The sequence below is a fragment of the Chromatium okenii genome, assembly GCF_002958735.1.
Taxonomy (GTDB): domain Bacteria; phylum Pseudomonadota; class Gammaproteobacteria; order Chromatiales; family Chromatiaceae; genus Chromatium; species Chromatium okenii_A.
Window position 1 is genome coordinate 13,669 of record NZ_PPGH01000034.1, and the last position, 16,807, is coordinate 30,475.

Below are 16,807 nucleotides of genomic sequence, written 5' to 3' on the forward strand. Positions count from 1 at the left end.
ATCGCGTCAGAAGCAGCGACACACGCGGCAAATAATCAATTGCGGATTATCGGCGGCCAATTTCGCGGTCGCCGATTGCCGTTTGTCGAGCAGCCGGGCTGCGTCCGACGCCGGATCGGGTGCGCGAAACGCTGTTTAACTGGCTGGCGCCGATCATCGTTGGGCGCGATGTTTAGATGCGTTTGCCGGCAGCGGGGCGCTGGATTTGAGGCGCGGTCACGCGGCAGCGGTGAAGTGGTGTTGCTGGAACGCGCCGCACCAGCAGCGCAGTTGTTGGCGAATGCGCAGACGCTGGGAATTTCAAACGAAATGAACATTGTGCAAACCGACGCGTTGCAGTGGCTGGCTGGCGCGGGGCGACCGTTTGATGTGGTGTTTCTTGATCCGCCGTATTCCGCCGAGTTTACTTGCGCCAGCAATTGAAAAACTGGCAAATAACGGTTGGTTGGCAGCGGGAGCGCGGGTGTATTTAGAAACCGCCAGTTCGAGTGATTTCCCAACGTTGCCAACGGGTTGGGAGTTGATCCGCGATAAAACCGCTGGGCAAGTGCGTTATGGATTGGTGGTCGTGGAAATTGAGCGCAAGATCAATGCGCATTCGCCGTGATCAGCAGTAAACAGAATGCTCACTGACCACTAAAAACTGACAACTGAAAATTTCCAAATGACTGATTTACAACGACTGTGGATATTATTTCGCCCGTATCAGTGGTGGATGCTGCTCGGCACGGTGCTGGCGATCATCACGCTGCTGGCCAACGTCATGTTGATGACTGCATCGGGTTGGTTTCTCAGCGCAATGGCCACTGCTGGCGTCACCGGCATCGCCATGAATTATTTTGCACCGGCAGCTTTAGTACGCGGCAGCGCGATGGTGCGCACCGCTGGGCGCTACGGCGAGCGCGTCATCAATCACGAAGCAACCTTTCGCTTGATCGCCAGTTTAAGAGTTTGGTTTTACAGCCATTTAGAACCACTCGCGCCAGCCCGACTGCAGTTTTATCACAGCGGCGACTTGCTCACGCGCATTCGCGCCGACATTGACGCACTCGATAATTTATACGTCCGCGTACTCGTGCCGGCCATCGTCGCTGCCGTCAGCATCCTGTTGTTTACTTTATTTTTATTCATCTTTTCACCAGTGCTGGCACTGAGCGGATTGAGCTTTTTACTGCTCGCAGGCGTCGCGTTGCCCATTTGGTCGCAAGCGCGAGGACAAGCGCCCGGTCAACGCATTACTGCCGATGAAAGTGCGCTGCGCACTGCGGTCATCGACGGCGTGCAGGGCATGGCGGAATTGACCGTTTATGGGATGACCGAACAGCAAGCGCAACGTATCGACGGTTTAAGTCGGCGCTTGATTGCCGATCAAGCGCAGTTGAGCAGCGATCACGGGTTGACGCTGGCGGCAGTCGGCGTGTGCGCTGGCTTGAGTCTGTGGTGTTTATTGCTGCTGGCGATTCCGCTGGTGCGCAGTGGCGAATTAGCGCCGCCGCAATTGGCAATGCTGGCGCTGTTTACGCTGGCGAGTTTTGAAGCAGTCGCGCCGTTACCGCAAGCCTTTCAATTACTTGGGCGCAGTCTCGCGGCAGCGCGTCGGCTGTTTGAAATCGTTGACACTGCGCCAGCCGTCACCGAACCAACGGCGCATCGCCGCAGCCGCACCAGTTTGATCTCAGTTGTGAACAGGTCACATTTAGTTATCCCAACGCAGCGCGACCGGCGTTGATCGACATCAATTTGCACATTCCGGCGGGCACTCGCGCTGCGGTGATTGGTGCGACTGGCTCGGGCAAAAGTACGTTGTTTAATTTGCTGCTGCGCTTTTGGACGCCGGGCGCGGGGACGCTGCGTCTCGGTGGTCACGATCTCGCCGAATTTCATGGCGATGATTTGCGCCGTCATATCGCCGTCGTCAGCCAGCACACGCATTTATTTGACGCGACCATCCGCGAAAATCTGCTGCTGGCGAATCCAGACGCCTCACAAACGGCGCTCGAAAATGCCTGCCGCGTGGCGCAGATTCATGATTTTATTGCTGAACTTCCCGAAGGTTATGACACTTGGGTCGGAGAAACGGGCGTGAGATTGTCGGGTGGTCAGGGGCGACGCATCGCAGTTGCTCGCGCTTTGTTGAAAGACGCACCGATTTTGCTGTTGGATGAGCCGACTGAAGGGCTGGATGCAGCGACCGAGCGCGATCTGATGGAGGCGCTGAATCGGCTGATGCGCGGACGCACTGTGTTGTTAATCACCCATCGCCCAGTGGGTTTGGATTGGGTCGATCAGGTGCTGGTGCTCGATCAAGGGCGGACGCTGGCGCTGGGTGATGTGTCCGTTGTGGCGCAAGCGACGCAGGCAGAATTGCTGCGTTGTTCAGCCGCCAGCGAGTAACACGCGAAACTGGGCGGGCGGCGGCAGTTCTGGATAACAAAATTCAGCACTGCTTGACCGCCACCGACTGCCGAATTGCCCCGATTGACCACTGCCCACTGACCATTGCGCACTTCCCAGCGCCAGCACCTGCGCATCAAAGGTCGCCAGATCACAACCTTCTTGCAGTCCCATTAACGCCACTGCTTCGGCTCGCGTAAACCAATCTTCGGCGCTACAAAAACAATCAAAACAGTCGATTGCCGAATCAAGCTGGCTGGCAATGGTCAGCGGAAAATAGCGCCCGACGCGATCCACGCTCGGCATCAACACGCCCGCCCACGCCAATTGCCCGACAACGCCCGGCGTCAAGACAAAACGCCACAGCGGACTGACGAGATAAACATCCAACCACTGCTCGCCGAGCTGCGCCCGACTGCTGGCCAGCGATTCGCGCAACCACTGATCCCACGGTTGAATAAACGTAGACGGCAAGCGGCGTTGCACAAAATCGCCGAGTTCCGGCAACTTGCCGTAAAACCCGGGCTGGCAAATCCCCCCTGCCCCCTTTTCCAAAGGGGGGAGAAGAGGAAAAGCCCCCCTTTGTAAAAGGGGGGTTGGGGGGATTTCTTCCGCCAAACATCACAGCCGCTCCGGGCAGCGAAATGCCCGTATTTCCTGCAAATTAAATGGGTTGCGCACACTCACCGCCCGCAATTCAAACCGCGCTGATAATCCGCCCAGCGCAAATGTCACCTGAAATTTCTCTGGCTGCGCCGTCGGTTTCAGCGCCGACCGATCCAGCAGCCGAAACCATGCCCATGCGCCTTCTTCCGTTGCACTCGGCCCGTTGCCCGTGAGATCGGTAAACATCAGCCGCACCCGTCCCGCACCTTCTGGCATCGGCCACTGCAACCGTTGGCTGCGCGGCGGACCTTGCCGGTAATCGACCATTTGTCCATCTAAATCAAGCATAAATTGAATGACTTGCGCATCCATCCGCAGCGGTTTTAATTCAAATTCCACCGCTGGCGTTTTCGCTGCGCCGGTGAAAAACGCCTCGCGGATCACGGCAGCGCGTTGAAATTGCGCCAGCACGTCCGCCGGAATTCCGATCCGCGCATCTGCCCATTGCCATTTAGCACGACTGGTATTGACCAACGGCGCGAGCTGTTGCTTAAAAAAAGTGTCAATCATTCCGCCGGGACCGAGCAGTTTTCCGAAATCAAACAACGTGGTTTCTCGCGCACTGTCTTTGACAAACGGATAACGGTCGTTAATCGCTTCACGACAAAACGGCAAAATGTCGGTTGTCCATAACGTATTGAGTTGAGAACGCATTCCGCCAGCTTCCAGCGTTGCGCTGTCCTGCGCCAGCGTTGCGATTAAACCGCGCACTGGTGCGGGCAATTTGTCCGCCAGCGCCTTGGTCTCGGCAATTTCGGTGGTTTCACTGGCGACCAACAACGTGCGCCCGGACATCATCGCCGCAGCGACTGCCGTCAAATGCAGTTCCAATTTGCTCAACGTGGTTTGCAGTTGATCGAGCTGCGTTTGCCCGCTGGCGTTGGCGCGGACGAGATCATGCAGCCACGCAAACCGCCGCGTCACATACAGCTCCGGCGCTTCACCAGTCGCTACTGCTTCCGGCGCGGCAGCTGGTTGATCGCCACCAAAATAACGCGCCACCCGTTGCCCAAAATCCGCTGATGCGGGTGCTGGCGCAGGAGTTGCCGCTGCATCCGCTGCCGGTTGCTGATCCAATTGAGTCTGCGCGGCAGCCGCCACCAGTAACAAGCGCAGTGGCGATTTTGCGGGATCAGCGAGCAGATTGAGCACCTGCGCCGCGTGGGGCAAATCGCGCACCGGAATCAGCGCGATGTCGTCTAATAACGTTTTCCATTCAGTCACATAGTCTTGAAAATAACGGTCGCGCACTGCGGCGAACAATTGCGCAGCGGCTGGCGAATCGGGCTGCAACTGCGCGGCATCGCCCAGCACCCAACTTTCTGCGGCGACGGTTTGAATCAGGCGATTGGTCGTTTTCGCAAAACCTTGGTGATAACCGTCGAAGGTGTACAGCGCCGGAATGCCTTGCGTTAGCGGTCGTCCGCTGCGCCGCACCAGCAGCACGTTGGCATAGTCACCAGCGTTGGCGCTGATGCTGAAATCAGGAATTGCTGCGCCCACGCCGTCGCGCTTGAGTTGTTCATAAACCCGTTCGGTCAGCGGTGCGCGATTCAAAATACTGCGAGCAGAATCAATCACTTCTTGATTAAGCGCCGGTGGCAAAGTGGCTGAACGGGATTCCAATAACGCGGCGAGATGACCGCGCAGCGCCGCTTGTTGCGCGGCAGTCGTGGTCGTGGGCAACGACTGCTGCCAATCCTGTTCAATCCACAGTTTGATTGCGGCGAGATCATCTGCTCGGGTGTGAACGTCGGCTTGACCGAGCAGCAGATACACCCGCAGCGCGTCATAAAGATGCGCGGGATCGGCGCTGGCTTGACGGATTTGTCCTTCCAACCGCCGCAAAATGCGCGGCAATAACACGCGGTTGAGAATGTGCAGATAAGCGCGTTGTGCCTGCGAACCGAGTTTGTCGCCTTGATACAGCCCCAAACCTTCGGTCATTTCGACCGGATCAACGCGGTGCGCAAACCCACGCGGCAGCTCACGCGCTGCATCGAGCAGCGGTAAAATCCCAAGTAAATCATTGGCATCAGTGGGCAGCGTTCCCAGTTGGTTTTCGATGTTGACGACCTGCTGCGCAGTCTCGGCAATCAGCGAACGATTGCGGACATAACTGGTTGTCCACGCCGTCGCCGCCACCAGAAACACCAGCGCCGCGCCAGCGTAGGCACTGCGCCGCAACCATTGCTGCCGCCGTTCCAATTGCGGATCAAGTCCCGCCAGCCCTGATTCCTGAAACACGACATCGCGCAGCAGCCGCGTGAGGAAATAGCTTTTGCTCGTGCCTTTGAACGGCAACACGCCTTGTCGTCCCAGCCCAAAGTTCGCGGCATACGCGCCCAAAATGCGGTCGATTGGCGTTCCAGTTTGCGTACCGCTGCAGAAATAAACTCCGCGCACCAATGGATGAATTTCAAACCGCGACGGCGTAAACACGTCGGTCAAAAACTGCTCCAGCGTTTCGGTCAGCGCCGCAAACTGCGTGGGAAAACTGAACAGCAACGTGCGTTTACTTGGTTCGCGCTCCTGCTCCAAACGGGTGAGCAACTGCGCATCCAAACGCGTGTGCAGCAATTTCAATTCGGCGGAAACGGCGCTGATCGGCGCGGCAGTGTTTTCGCCCAGCGCCAGCGGAAACGTCATTCCCCAGACCTGCTCGCGTCCTTCTTTGCTCAAATCTGCAAAGAATTCATTGAATCCCGCAATCAGATCGGCCTTCATCAGCAGCACATACACCGGCATCGCGGTGTGAAACGTTTGACACAGTTCTTGCACCCGCTGCCGTAGCGCCAGCGCCTGCCGGTCACGGTCAACCTGCGGCTGTTGCAGCAAATCCGCGAGACTCAACGCGACCAAAACGCCGTTGATGGGACGGCGCGGGCGGTGTTTTTTCAGCAGCGCCAAAAAGTTTTGCCACGCGGTTTTATCCACCAGACGGTCGCTGTCTTGCGTGGTGTAGCGCCCAGCGGTGTCAATCAGCACGGCAGAATCGGTAAACCACCAGTCGCAATTGCGCGTACCGCCGAGTCCAGCCACTGCATCCTGACCCAACTGTTCGGCGAGCGGAAAGCGCAGCCCAGCGTTGAGCAATGCCGTCGTTTTGCCGCAGCCCGGCGGGCCGATGATGAGATACCACGGCAGTTGATACACCCAGCGTCCACCGAGTTTGCGTTTACCCGTCGCGCCTTTCAGCGTCGCCAGCGCCTGCGTAAAGCGTTCGCGCAGCACCAGCAATTCTTCATCTGAGGCTTGCTGCGTCGGATCGGGTGCGGTTTCCGCGTCAGTTGCCAATTGGTCAACCAGTTGCTGATTGCGCCGGCGTTCGAGCAACAGCGAAATCAGCGCGATGACTCCCCACACGCTAAACAGCGCGACGATTGCCAGCACCCGATATTCAACCGATGCCAGCGGATCGAAATTGCCGAAGTGCAGAAATGGCCCAGCGAACCAGATCAACAGTCCGGTGGCGCTCATGCCGAGCAGCGTTAAGAAAAATGGCGAAACGAACCAAGCGAGAATGGCCATCACTGCTGCGCTCCCGGCGTTGCAACGGTCGTGTTTGCGGGCGTGATGAGCATCACTTCTACGCGGCGATTGCGAGCATCTTTGGGATTATCGGGCACCAGCGGTTCGCTTTCGGCGCGACCTTCGGCACTGAAACGCGCTGGGCTGCCGGTGATTTCCGCGAGCAAATTGCTGACGCGAGTCGCCCGTTCTTGTGACAAATGCCAGTTCGATGGAAAGCGCAGCGTTTGAATTGGCACGCTGTCGGTGTGACCGGTGACTAAAACTTTGCCCTGCAATTGCGCCAGCGCCTCGGCAATGTGGCGCAACGGCAGCAAATATGGCGGTTTAATCGCCACGCTGCCGGAGGCGAATAAATCGTCACCGCGCAAAATCACGGTTTGTCCCAGCGGACGATCCACCACGGTTAACCGCCCAGCAACGATGTCCTCCGCCAATAAGCGCCGCAACGTCAACGCTGTCGCCGGTTCTGCCGGAATTAACGGCGCTGGCGCGTCACGCTCCGCCAGTGCGGGCAGCCGTTGGTCGAGCGCATTCAACGATAAATACACCGGATCAGAATCGCGGTTGAGCGCAAAGCTAAACACCGTAAATAGTGCCAGCAGCGTCACCGCCGCCAAGGTCGAAAACACCCACAGCGGCAGCGAATGCCGCAGCGGGTCTTGCGGTTTGCCGACGCCTTGCCAATGCGGTGAGAGTTCTGATTCCGGCTCGCCGCGCTGGCTGCGAATGGTTTGAAACAGTTGCTCGCGCATTTGATTGAGTTGATCGCGCCCACCTTCGCGCACCCGATAGCGCCCTTCAAAACCGAGCGCCAAACATAAATACATCAATTCCAATAAGTTAAGATTAGCGCGAGGTTGTGCGAGCAGTCGCTCCAACGCAGTGAAGAACTTTTCGCCGCCCCACGTTTCGTTGTGAAAGCTGATTAACAGCCCGCGATTGCTCCACACACTTTGCGTCCCCCACGGCGTATCCAGCACTGCTTCATCGACCAACGCGCACAGCACATATCGCGCTGGCAACACCACTGCATCTAGCAAACCTTGAACGCGAGCATCGGTTTCAAAAGTGCGCATTTGCTGCACCAATCGCGCAATCCTTCAGGATCGGGATGAGAGGCAGTGCCGCGCACCTGCGCAGCAACAGTCAAAATGCCGTTGGCACACGCGAGCAGCGGATTGGAAGAAATCCCCCCCAGCCCCCCTTTTGCAAAGGGGGGAGTTGAAGAAGTTCCTGTTTCAAAAGGAGAAGAGGAAAGCCCTCCTTGAGAAAAGGGCGCAGAAAGCCCCCCTTTGGAAAAGGGGGGTTGGGGGGATTGATCAATCGGCAGTTGCGGAGATTGCGCAATCCCCGCAGCAGGCGGATTTAAGCGTCCGCCCGGCATCGGACGAATGACCGTCGGTCCGGCATCGTCAGGAACTGCAAAGGGATCGTCATGTGCCATAAATCACTCGCGGATTGCCCAAAGTTCTAACGCCAGCCCGGGAAAATCGCCGCCGATATGCAGACCAAATCCGCCGCCCGTCACCAATTGCGCCCAGAATTCACTGCTGCGATCTAATTCAAAATAATCAAATCCCGCGTGATACGGAATCTCCAGCGGTGCAGTCGGCATCGGGCGCAGCGGAATTCCCGGCAGCGCCAATTTAACCAATTCTTGAATCTTTTCGACTGGGCCAATTTTGGTTTGCGTTGGTAAACGATTGCGCAGCGTTTGTGAATCTAAATTGGCTTGCGCTGCCAATACGAAACGTGAATTGGTTAACAGCATTCGGTCTTCAACTAATGCAATCCGAAAACCGAATTGCCGTTCTTGAATTGGAATAGCAATGGCGCGTTCAACGTATTCACGATTGAGGAATTCGCGCAGCCGTTCCATTAACGGCGTAAAGGTCGCATTCAAATCGTCGTGACGATAGGGCGGGAATTCCGGCGGACGTTTGCTGGTGCTGGCAAAAGTCGCCAATTCTCCAGTAAGACCGAGTAGATAACGAAACAGCGTCTCAGGATGCAGCCCCGCTAATTGGTCAAAATGCACGACGACCGGCTCGGCGCGATTGAGCAGTTGCAGCAGCAGAAAATCGGCCCAATCCGCAACGCCACCGCGTCCCACGCCGCGCACCGTCCGGCGCGTAATTCCGCTTGCCGATGCAGCAACCCGTTCAATTCCTGAATAAAATTGCTCAAACGCGGCGCAATCCGAATGTCAATGCACGGCGGAATGTACGCCGGATCAAGTCGCAGTTGACGATCCGCTCGGCATTCGAGAATGCGCCCAACGCCGCAGCAGGCATAACCCGCTCGCGCTTGCTGCTCCAACATCAACCGCAAATCCAAGCGTCCGATGATGAGTGTGGTTTCAGTGTCTGCGCCGAGCGTGTTATCGCGCACCGTCAGTTCGCTGGCGCGATACCGCAATACCGTTCGGTTTCGCTGGCGCTGCCGCTTTCCGCCACTCCGGGCGGCGCAGCGGCAGCGCGAGATACAGCGTTTGTGGTTGAATTCGCTCATCAAATTCTAACGGCAGTGGCAGCGGATCATGCGCTGGCGCGTCAAACGGCGTGCCGTCAGGCAGAATTCCCGCGACTTCAGTCACTGAAAATTTGCCAAACGCCAGCAATTCCTCGTCGATCCGCAACCGCTGCACGCCCCACGCTGCCGGAGTGCCAACGCTGGATTTGGCATCAATGACATGTTCCAAATAACGATCATGCTGTTGAAAATGCTGTGGTTGTAAAAACAGCCCTTCCGACCACAGCACCGATTGTTCCAAGTCACGATGCAGCTCCTTTATTGATTGCGGATTGAGACGGCGCAGCACCAACTTCAATCTCTAAATGATTATCTTGCAATGGATTTAAGCGCATCACATCGCGCCAGCGGCGTGGTCAATATCGCGGAAAGCGGCAATCACGCCGATATACGTTGCATCGGGATTCAGCGGACGTTTAATCGGTAAAAACTGCTCCGGTGCTAACGTCACTTCATCGCGGGCAATTAATCGCCACCGAAGAACGGCGCTTTCGTGGTCATACAAACTAAAAAAATCTGCTTTTGCAAAAACACCGTGACTTTTTAATTCATACACGCGCACCACAATTGCCAGCGGTTTACCATCTGGATCACGATTTGCATCCGCTTTTGCGGCAATGCGCATGTTCAATTGTGGAACAGGTTTTTCAATTGGCAGCGGCGGTAATTCAGGCAATTTTGGTTTGGTTCCGCAGCCAGTTAACCAGACGATCAACATGATGAATAGAATAAAATGGCGTGCTTGCGCACTTGAATGTTCAAAACAAGTTCCTCGCATGACTACAGCTGTAGTAATTATGACCCGCGTGATGTCCGGTGCATTTCAGTCAGTCGGCGAATTTGTTCCTGATAAGCGCGAGCAAATGAAGTATCAAACAGCTGCATGAAATCTTCTGAGGCTTCCGCCGCCATTTGTTCATAGGTTTCGGCGAATAATTCCCAGCACCGCGCTTTCGCGCCATGGGTAAAACGGATTGATTCCTGAATTGCTCAATTGCCGTTCTAATTCGTCGGATCAAACCGCGCAAATAATGCCCGCAATGCCGCTTGCAATCCAGCGGTCATTGCCATTTCATGCGCTTGAATGTCATCAAATCCAGCTTGTGCGGCAATGACCGCTGGCAAAAATCCGGGATTTGATCGCAGTAATTGTTTCAATAAACTATCGCTATCCACTGAAAATTTAAACGGATTGTTTTCCGCAGCGCGAATCGTTGTGACACCAAGTCTTAATTCATTTTTGAATTGCGCCCGCGCCATCAGCGTCATGCTTAAACCAGTGGCGAAGACGCGCAGTAATTCGCCCGCTTGCCGAAATAAAACCTCCGCTTGCGGCGCAGTCGCTGGTGGTTCAATTCCTAAACCAGCAAAAAAGGCATTCATTTCGGCATTCACTGCCGATGGCGGTGATGATGCAGAAGCAGTGGCAATGGTGTCTGGCGATTTGGCTGGCGGTGCGGCATTGCGCCATGCGTCATTGAGTAAATCATAATCATCGGGCATGGCTGCTGGGCGATAACACACATGCTCAACGGGTGTCGGCGGTGGACGCATTTCGCGTGCTGGCGCAGCCGGGGCGAATCCGTCCAGTGTGGAATTGAAGGACGCAGTGGCAGTTGCTGATGCGCCGCGTGCTGCGGGCGGAATGAAATCCGCTGCGGTTTGTCCGCCAATACTGGGATTGAGCAAATCTAAAATGTCGGGTGTGGGCTGGGTGTTCAGTAATCCAGCGGCATCTTGCGGGGAATCCGCAACCTCGACCGCGCTTGAAAGCTGTTGACCGTTAACGGTGATAGTGATGTTAAAGCTACCAATGACGAGCCGATCACCAGCGGAAATAGCGACGGGTTGCTGCGACGGTAATGGATCATTGGCATTGTTAAGGTAAGTGCCATTGCGACTGATGTCGGTAATCCAGAGACCGCCATTTCGCGCTTCAAGGCGGGCATGTTGACCGGAAATCACTCGTTCTGGATCGTCCAGATGCACGTCACTGGAAGGATGACGCCCCAGCGTGATGCCGCGAGCAGTCAGCCGTAATTGAACATCCCAAGCGGGCGTTTGCAGTTGTGTATTAACGATATGAAGGTTGACGTCCATTCAGCCGGCGCTCACAAACAGAAATAACCGATATTCAAACACTGATGATCGCTAGACGCTATCTGCGGTGAACTGGGTTCAGGATTTGCGTTTGCCCAACGGCGTATGACCTGCCGGAATACCGGCGACTCCGCTCGGTTGGCGACGTTTCCCGATGTTTTTGCGATCACGCAGCCGCTCTTTCACTTTGGGCGGAGCGGGTTTATCCGCTGCGGCTCGCGCCTTGCGCACGGCTGGCGACGGTTTGCCTTTTCCTTTCACAACTCCGTTGAATTGTGCTTTTAATCCTTCAATCGCCCGCGTTTCAATGCTCAGGTTGAGATAGCGGACGATGCTTTCCATTCGATTCCATTCGCTTTTATTCACCAATGACAGCGCCACGCCCAATTCACCTGCTCGCCCGGTGCGTCCAGTGCGATGCAGATAATCATCGCCAGAACGCGGTAAATCAAAGTTAATCACCCGCTCAATTCCCGGTACATCCAGCCCGCGTGCTGCCAAATCAGTCGCAATCAAAATGTTCACGCGCCCGCTGTGCAGCAATCCCATCACCCGATTGCGTTCGCGCTGATCCAATTCGCCATGCAGCACCGCCACCCGCTGCTGTGCACCCATCAGAAAATTGCCGAGTTCCACCGTACCTTCGCGGTATTGGTGAACACCAGCGCCTTGGCGAACGTCTCGTGTTGCAACAGCCACAACAGTTGCTGGCGCTTGTGCGCAGTGTTATCGCTCAACAGCAATTGATGTGTAATATCAGGATGTTGCTCGCGCACCGCATTGACGACCACCACTTGCGGATCGCGCAGCACTCGGTCGGTGATGTCACTTAAACCGCGATGATGCAGCGTCGCCGAAAATAGCAGCGACTGCCGACTGGGACGACAGTGCCCAATGATCGCCAGCACATCATCGGCAAATCCCATGTCGAGCATTCGATCTGCCTCGTCGAGCACCAGCACTTCCAAATCACGCAAATCGACCTGCCCGCTTTGCAACAATTCGAGCAAGCGCCCCGGCGTGGCAATCAGGATTTCTGGGTTTTTGCGCAGCGTGGCGATCTGGTGCGCCTTCGCATCGCCGCCAGTAATCACGCCAGCGGTGAGCCGGGTAAAACTCGCCAAGCGCATGAAATGAATATAAATCTGTCGCGCCAGCTCCCTGGTTGGCAATAAAATCAACGCTCGCGTACCGCCTGCATGAGCTGGTTTTGCCAAAAATCGCTGCATCATCGGCAACAAAAACGCAGCGGTTTTGCCCGAACCCGTCGCCGCAGACACCAGCAAATCGCGTCCCTCCAGCGCCAGCGGAATCACCTGCGTTTGCACCGGCGACGGCAGTTCGTAGCCCTCGCTGGCCAAACCGCGCAGCAGTGCATCCGGCAGTGAAAAATCTGAAAATTGAGCGGTCATGGCGCGAACCTGCGGCAAATTGGCGAGAAAAAGATGCGTAAATCGTACCACGAGCGCCGCGGCGCGATGGGCGTGGTAAGGCGATATACTGCGCACCCGCAACAATCCCCTCGAATCGCTGTTGAGTCTGGTCGATATGAGCATTAACCCCGCGATTTTGATTGAAAATGTGAGCTTTTCTTATGGCGAATCACGGGTGCTGGAACAGATCAACCTGCGCATCATCCCGGCGAATTCGTCGGTTTGGTCGGTCCAAATGCTGGCGGTAAAAGTACGCTGTTAAAACTGATTTTGGGTTTGCTGGAACCACAAGCTGGGCGCATCGAAGTGCTCGGACAACCGCCGCATCAGGCTGCCCAGCGCATCGGTTATGTGCCGCAATTCCCGACGTTTGCGCGTGATTTTCCGATTACGGTCGCGCAAGTGGTGGCGATGGGACGCATCGGGATTGGATCGCGCTGGGGCTGGCAACGGGCAGCGGATCGAGAAGCAGCGCGCTGGCGCTCGCCGAAGTGGAGGCGCTTGGATTCGCCGAACGTCATATTGGCAGTTTATCTGGTGGACAATTGCAGCGCGTATTGCTGGCGCGGGCGCTGGTCGGAATGCCAGAAATTTTAATTCTCGACGAACCGACTGCAAACATTGATCAGCGCGTTGAAGGCGATATTTTTCAATTATTAGCAACGCTTAATCAGCGCCTAACGAATTTTATTAGTGTCACATGATATTGCGTTTATTTCGGAATACGTCAGCCGCGTTGCCTGCCTCAATCGCACCCTAATTAATCACGACACTGATGCAGTAGACGATCAAGTTATTTTGCAAATTTACGGCGGCCATATTCGCCGCGTCGCACATCGGCATCAACCATGATTGAATTCATTTCCGCACTACTCGAACACAGCTTTTTACAAACTGCATTGCTGGCTGGGCTATTGGCCAGCATTGGCTGTGGCGTGATTGGAACTTTCGTCGTCGTTAAACGCATTGCATTCATGGCGGGCGGCATTGCGCATTCAGTGCTCGGCGGCATGGGTGCAGCATTGTATTACGGGATTGATCCACTGCTCGGCGCATTGCTGGCAGCCATTATTGCGGCATTATTAATTGGCGCAGTGCGGTTGCAGTGGAAAGCGCAAGAAGACACGTTAATCGGCGCATTGTGGGCGATTGGCATGGCAATTGGCATTTTATTTATCGCAAAAACGCCCGGCTACGCACCGATTTAATGAGCTTTTTATTTGGCAACATTTTATTAGTGCCACCGCATGAACTCTGGTTAATGGCGAGTTTAGATATTGGATTATTGCTGATTGTGGCGCTATATTACCGACAGTTTTTAGCGATTACTTTTGACGAAGAATTCGCACGACTGCGCGGCGTTCCAGTCGCATTTTTCTATTTACTGTTATTGTGTTTAGTCGCCGTGACTGTGGTGTTGTTAATTCAGGTCGTTGGACTGATTTTAGTGATTGCGCTCTTAACGCTGCCTGCCGCAATTGCGGGTCATTATGTGCGCGGATTAGCCAGCATGATGCTGATTGCGACGGTGCTCGGCAGCGTATTCACAACGTTAGGATTAGGATTGTCATATCAGGCGGATTTACCTGCGGGACCAATCATGATTTTATGCGCGGGCTGCGTTTATATTATTTCCGCCATCATGCGCCATTTATTCGTTCGTTATCGCGCTCATCGTTATGCTATAGGAAAATGATTTTCATTTTTCATTCACATTCCCAACTCCGCCGCTGGCAGCGCCGCCTGCTCGGTTGGGGATTGTGGTCGCTGTCCACGTTCGCTGCCGCGCTCAATTTAGAAATCACCGTTGACGGTATTGACGGGCAACCGCTGGCGAACGTGCTGGCGCAGTTGGCGATTTATCAAGAACGCGCCGATCCCGATCTCACGCCAGAACGCTTGGAATATCTGCATCATCTCGCCGCCGAACAAATCCGCTCCGCATTGATTCCATTCGGATTTTATCAAACTGCGATTGACGCGCCAGCGCAACCACAACAAAACGGCGACCGCTGGCAGGTCTATTACCACATCGCGCCCGGCGCTCCGGTGACGGTCGGCACGGTCGATTATCAAATCAGTGGCGAAGGCGCGACCAATCCCGCTTTTCCGGTCACGTTGCCGCTGCGCGTGGGCGACGTGCTCCATCATGCCGATTATGAAGCTCCAAAACGCGACTCCACGATCTTGCAGCCAGCGAAGGCTATGTTGACGCGCACTGGATCGCCCATCAGGTCGTGGTCGATCCGATTGCCAATCGCGCTGCGGTTCATCTGCATCTCGACACTGGTCCGCGTTATCGCCTCGGCTGTCACGTTCAAACAGGAGTTACTCGATCCCGCGCTGCTGCGTCGTTATCTCAACTTCGCGCCGGGCGCAATTTACGACCCCAATCGCCTGCTCAATCTGCAAAGTCGGCTGCTCGGCAGCGAGTATTTCAGCGCCATCGAAATCATCCCGACACGGCGCACACCACGCCAGCACGCTGGGTTCCGCTCACCGTCGTGGCGACGCCCAATCTGCCGAATCAATACCGGCTGGGTTTGGGTTACGCCACTGACGTTGGCCCGCGTTTGCGCATGGACTGGCAGCGCCGTTATGTCAATCGCTGGGGACATCGCCTGCGTTCCACGTTAAGCCTCGCTCCCAGTGAATCGACGCTGGCGCTGGATTACCGCATTCCACTTCACGATCCGACCCGCGACTATCTCAGCATCAAACCGCAACTCCAGGTTGCCGACAACGCCACCGGCAAAGGTTGGTCGCAAACGCTGGCGCTGGCGCACGTCAGCTTGGGCGCAACGGCTGGCTGCGCAGCTTCGGCGTTGATTATGCGTATGAAGATTTAGATGCCGCCAGCGGCAGCTTGGGCGCAACCAACGCACTGGTGCCGACGCTCTCGTGGTCAAAATCAGTGACTGACGATCCAATCCTGACCCAGCACGGCTACCGCATCAAATACAGCCTGCTCGGTGGGCTAGAAGGACTGCTGGCGGAAGCAACCTATCTCAGCGGACAACTGCAATACAAATGGATTCAAGGATTTGCAAAAAGTTATCGCCTCATCGCTCGCACCGATCTCGGCGTCACGCTCACCGAACAGGTCAACGCCCTGCCGCAGAGTCGGCGTTTTTACGCGGGCGGCGATCAATCGCTGCGTGGCTGGGGTTTTAACGCGCTCGGTCCTCGCGCTTCCGGCAGCACTGCCGTTTCCGGCGGACGCTATCTTGCAGTTGGCAGCATCGAATTAGAGCGCCAGCTCGCCGGACGCTGGAGCGCCGCACTGTTCACCGATTTCGGCAATGCCTTTGATCGAATCAACGCGCCAGCGCCAGAATTAAGCGCCGGCGTTGGAGTGCGCTGGGCATCGCCAATTGGACAAATTCGCTTTGATCTCGCCTTTGCGCTGTCAGAAGACGCCCACGCGAACGGCTTGCCACCAGCGCGGCTGCATCTCGTCATTGGCCCAGATTTATGACCACTGCGGAATTGACACCGACTGCCGCGCCAGCACCGGAATCTGTCCCGAAAACTGCGCCCGCGCCACCGGCCCGGCGACTGAAACGCTGGCGCTGGTCAGCACAACTGCTGCTGACTCTGAGCGGACGCCTCACGCTCGCGCTGCTGCTGCTTTTATGTGTCACGCAAACCGGATTGCGGCTGCTGTGCGCGGGTGCGGAGGCGCTGTTGCCGGTGCAATCACTGCTGCCGAAGGGCGTTTTTGGTGATTGGCAACTGCGCGGACTGAGCGTGACATTGCCTGCCGTCACGCTCCGGTTCGGCGCAGTGGCAATGGATTGGTCATTACTAACGCTGGTCAACGGCACACTCACGATCAACCTTGGTGCTGACGAAGTGGAAGTGACGCTGCCACCGAGTGCTGATGATGAATCTCCGTTGCAATTGCCGCAGCTCCGTTTGCCGTTTCGGCTCGCCGTCACGCAAGCCATTGTTAATTTGCAAATTGCCACTGCTGGCGCGACACGCCACCGCTGCGGATCAATCAGCTGCTGCTGGCAGCGACTTGGCACGAGCACCAGCTCGACTCCGCAATCTGACGGCAACTGCCGGAACCGGCGCTCACTGCCAGCATCAGCGGTCAACTCGCGCTCACGGCGGATTATCCGCTGGCGCTGAATGTCGATTGG

Annotated in this window: 14 protein-coding genes and 6 pseudogenes; 11 read left to right on the plus strand and 9 right to left on the minus strand. The window is 56.0% G+C overall.

Annotation, left to right across the window (positions count from 1 at the left end):
* Nucleotides 1-74: 74 nt before the first annotated feature.
* The 5 genes and pseudogenes from CXB77_RS23605 to CXB77_RS21365 form a co-directional block, all read left to right on the plus strand.
* Nucleotides 75-122: pseudogene (locus CXB77_RS23605) on the plus strand (hypothetical protein); the annotation flags it as partial.
* A pseudogene (locus CXB77_RS23610) lies at nucleotides 100-423 on the plus strand (RsmD family RNA methyltransferase); the annotation flags it as partial. The pseudogenes CXB77_RS23605 and CXB77_RS23610, both read left to right, overlap by 23 nt.
* A complete protein-coding gene (locus CXB77_RS23615; protein ID WP_347338062.1) occupies nucleotides 380-607 on the plus strand; it encodes an RsmD family RNA methyltransferase in 228 nt (75 codons plus the stop codon). The pseudogene CXB77_RS23610 and the gene CXB77_RS23615, both read left to right, overlap by 44 nt.
* 57 nt (nucleotides 608-664) lie before the next feature.
* Nucleotides 665-1,729: an ABC transporter transmembrane domain-containing protein gene (locus tag CXB77_RS21360; protein WP_242445492.1), complete on the plus strand. Its 1,065-nt coding sequence runs from the start codon at nucleotides 665-667 to the stop codon at nucleotides 1,727-1,729.
* Nucleotides 1,726-2,394 carry an amino acid ABC transporter ATP-binding/permease protein gene (locus CXB77_RS21365; RefSeq protein WP_242445493.1) on the plus strand — a complete coding sequence of 223 codons (669 nt, stop codon included), beginning with the start codon at nucleotides 1,726-1,728 and terminating at the stop codon, nucleotides 2,392-2,394. Before CXB77_RS21360 ends, CXB77_RS21365 begins: the two co-directional genes overlap by 4 nt.
* Here the strand turns inward: CXB77_RS21365 and tagF are convergent.
* From tagF to CXB77_RS21390, 9 genes and pseudogenes are all read right to left on the minus strand, one after another.
* Nucleotides 2,377-3,012, minus strand: coding sequence for a type VI secretion system-associated protein TagF (tagF, locus tag CXB77_RS06165; protein ID WP_242445494.1), 636 nt, complete (start codon nucleotides 3,010-3,012; stop codon nucleotides 2,377-2,379). The genes CXB77_RS21365 and tagF overlap by 18 nt on opposite strands.
* A gap of 3 nt (nucleotides 3,013-3,015) precedes the next feature.
* A complete protein-coding gene (gene tssM, locus CXB77_RS06170; RefSeq protein WP_105073208.1) occupies nucleotides 3,016-6,591 on the minus strand; it encodes a type VI secretion system membrane subunit TssM in 3,576 nt (1,191 codons plus the stop codon).
* Nucleotides 6,591-7,670, minus strand: a complete 1,080-nt coding sequence (gene icmH, locus CXB77_RS06175) for a type IVB secretion system protein IcmH/DotU (protein WP_242445495.1) — start codon at nucleotides 7,668-7,670, stop codon at nucleotides 6,591-6,593. The genes tssM and icmH overlap by 1 nt, the downstream gene beginning before the upstream one ends.
* Nucleotides 7,628-8,038 (minus strand): hypothetical protein, encoded by a 411-nt coding sequence (locus tag CXB77_RS21370; RefSeq protein ID WP_242445496.1) that lies wholly within the window; start codon nucleotides 8,036-8,038, stop codon nucleotides 7,628-7,630. The genes icmH and CXB77_RS21370 overlap by 43 nt, the downstream gene beginning before the upstream one ends.
* Nucleotides 8,039-8,041: 3 nt before the next feature.
* A pseudogene (gene tssK, locus CXB77_RS24525) lies at nucleotides 8,042-9,415 on the minus strand (type VI secretion system baseplate subunit TssK).
* 45 nt (nucleotides 9,416-9,460) lie between these two features.
* Nucleotides 9,461-9,844, minus strand: a complete 384-nt coding sequence (gene tssJ / locus CXB77_RS06185) for a type VI secretion system lipoprotein TssJ (protein WP_242445498.1) — start codon at nucleotides 9,842-9,844, stop codon at nucleotides 9,461-9,463.
* A 77-nt stretch (nucleotides 9,845-9,921) separates the two neighbouring features.
* A pseudogene (gene tagH, locus CXB77_RS06190) lies at nucleotides 9,922-11,226 on the minus strand (type VI secretion system-associated FHA domain protein TagH).
* 78 nt (nucleotides 11,227-11,304) lie between these two features.
* A complete protein-coding gene (locus CXB77_RS21385) occupies nucleotides 11,305-11,841 on the minus strand; it encodes a helicase-related protein (protein ID WP_242445499.1) in 537 nt (178 codons plus the stop codon).
* Nucleotides 11,841-12,734 (minus strand): DEAD/DEAH box helicase, encoded by an 894-nt coding sequence (locus tag CXB77_RS21390; RefSeq protein ID WP_242445500.1) that lies wholly within the window; start codon nucleotides 12,732-12,734, stop codon nucleotides 11,841-11,843. The genes CXB77_RS21385 and CXB77_RS21390 overlap by 1 nt, the downstream gene beginning before the upstream one ends.
* Nucleotides 12,735-12,774: 40 nt before the next feature.
* Here CXB77_RS21390 and CXB77_RS06200 point away from each other — a divergent pair.
* From CXB77_RS06200 to CXB77_RS06220, 6 genes and pseudogenes are all read left to right on the plus strand, one after another.
* Nucleotides 12,775-13,511: pseudogene (locus CXB77_RS06200) on the plus strand (metal ABC transporter ATP-binding protein).
* A pseudogene (locus tag CXB77_RS06205) lies at nucleotides 13,508-14,355 on the plus strand (metal ABC transporter permease). Before CXB77_RS06200 ends, CXB77_RS06205 begins: the two co-directional pseudogenes overlap by 4 nt.
* On the plus strand, nucleotides 14,352-15,296 hold the full coding sequence (locus CXB77_RS06210) for a POTRA domain-containing protein (RefSeq protein ID WP_105073210.1): 945 nt from the start codon (nucleotides 14,352-14,354) through the stop codon (nucleotides 15,294-15,296). Before CXB77_RS06205 ends, CXB77_RS06210 begins: the two are co-directional and overlap by 4 nt.
* Entirely contained in the window at nucleotides 15,239-15,508 is a 270-nt protein-coding gene (locus tag CXB77_RS19625) for a hypothetical protein (RefSeq protein WP_172452567.1), read from the plus strand. Before CXB77_RS06210 ends, CXB77_RS19625 begins: the two co-directional genes overlap by 58 nt.
* A complete protein-coding gene (locus CXB77_RS06215) occupies nucleotides 15,418-16,137 on the plus strand; it encodes an autotransporter assembly complex protein TamA (protein WP_172452568.1) in 720 nt (239 codons plus the stop codon). The genes CXB77_RS19625 and CXB77_RS06215 overlap by 91 nt, the downstream gene beginning before the upstream one ends.
* The gene (locus CXB77_RS06220) at nucleotides 16,134-16,796 is read left to right on the plus strand and encodes a hypothetical protein (protein ID WP_105073212.1); all 663 of its coding nucleotides are present in this window, start codon (nucleotides 16,134-16,136) and stop codon (nucleotides 16,794-16,796) included. Before CXB77_RS06215 ends, CXB77_RS06220 begins: the two co-directional genes overlap by 4 nt.
* Nucleotides 16,797-16,807 lie beyond the last annotated feature (11 nt).

Bases quoted from the DNA above. Each gene is read 5' to 3' on its own strand.
- tssM (WP_105073208.1), bottom strand. From the start codon at position 6,591: ATGGCCATTCTCGCTTGGTTCGTTTCGCCATTTTTCTTAACGCTGCTC.
- tssJ (WP_242445498.1), bottom strand. From the start codon at position 9,844: ATGTTGATCGTCTGGTTAACTGGCTGCGGAACCAAACCAAAATTGCCT.
- CXB77_RS21370 (WP_242445496.1), bottom strand. From the start codon at position 8,038: ATGGCACATGACGATCCCTTTGCAGTTCCTGACGATGCCGGACCGACG.
- CXB77_RS21385 (WP_242445499.1), bottom strand. From the start codon at position 11,841: ATGGGTGCACAGCAGCGGGTGGCGGTGCTGCATGGCGAATTGGATCAG.
- CXB77_RS19625 (WP_172452567.1), top strand. From the start codon at position 15,239: ATGGACTGGCAGCGCCGTTATGTCAATCGCTGGGGACATCGCCTGCGT.
- CXB77_RS21360 (WP_242445492.1), top strand. From the start codon at position 665: ATGACTGATTTACAACGACTGTGGATATTATTTCGCCCGTATCAGTGG.
- CXB77_RS06210 (WP_105073210.1), top strand. From the start codon at position 14,352: ATGATTTTCATTTTTCATTCACATTCCCAACTCCGCCGCTGGCAGCGC.
- CXB77_RS06220 (WP_105073212.1), top strand. From the start codon at position 16,134: ATGACCACTGCGGAATTGACACCGACTGCCGCGCCAGCACCGGAATCT.
- icmH (WP_242445495.1), bottom strand. From the start codon at position 7,670: ATGCGCACTTTTGAAACCGATGCTCGCGTTCAAGGTTTGCTAGATGCA.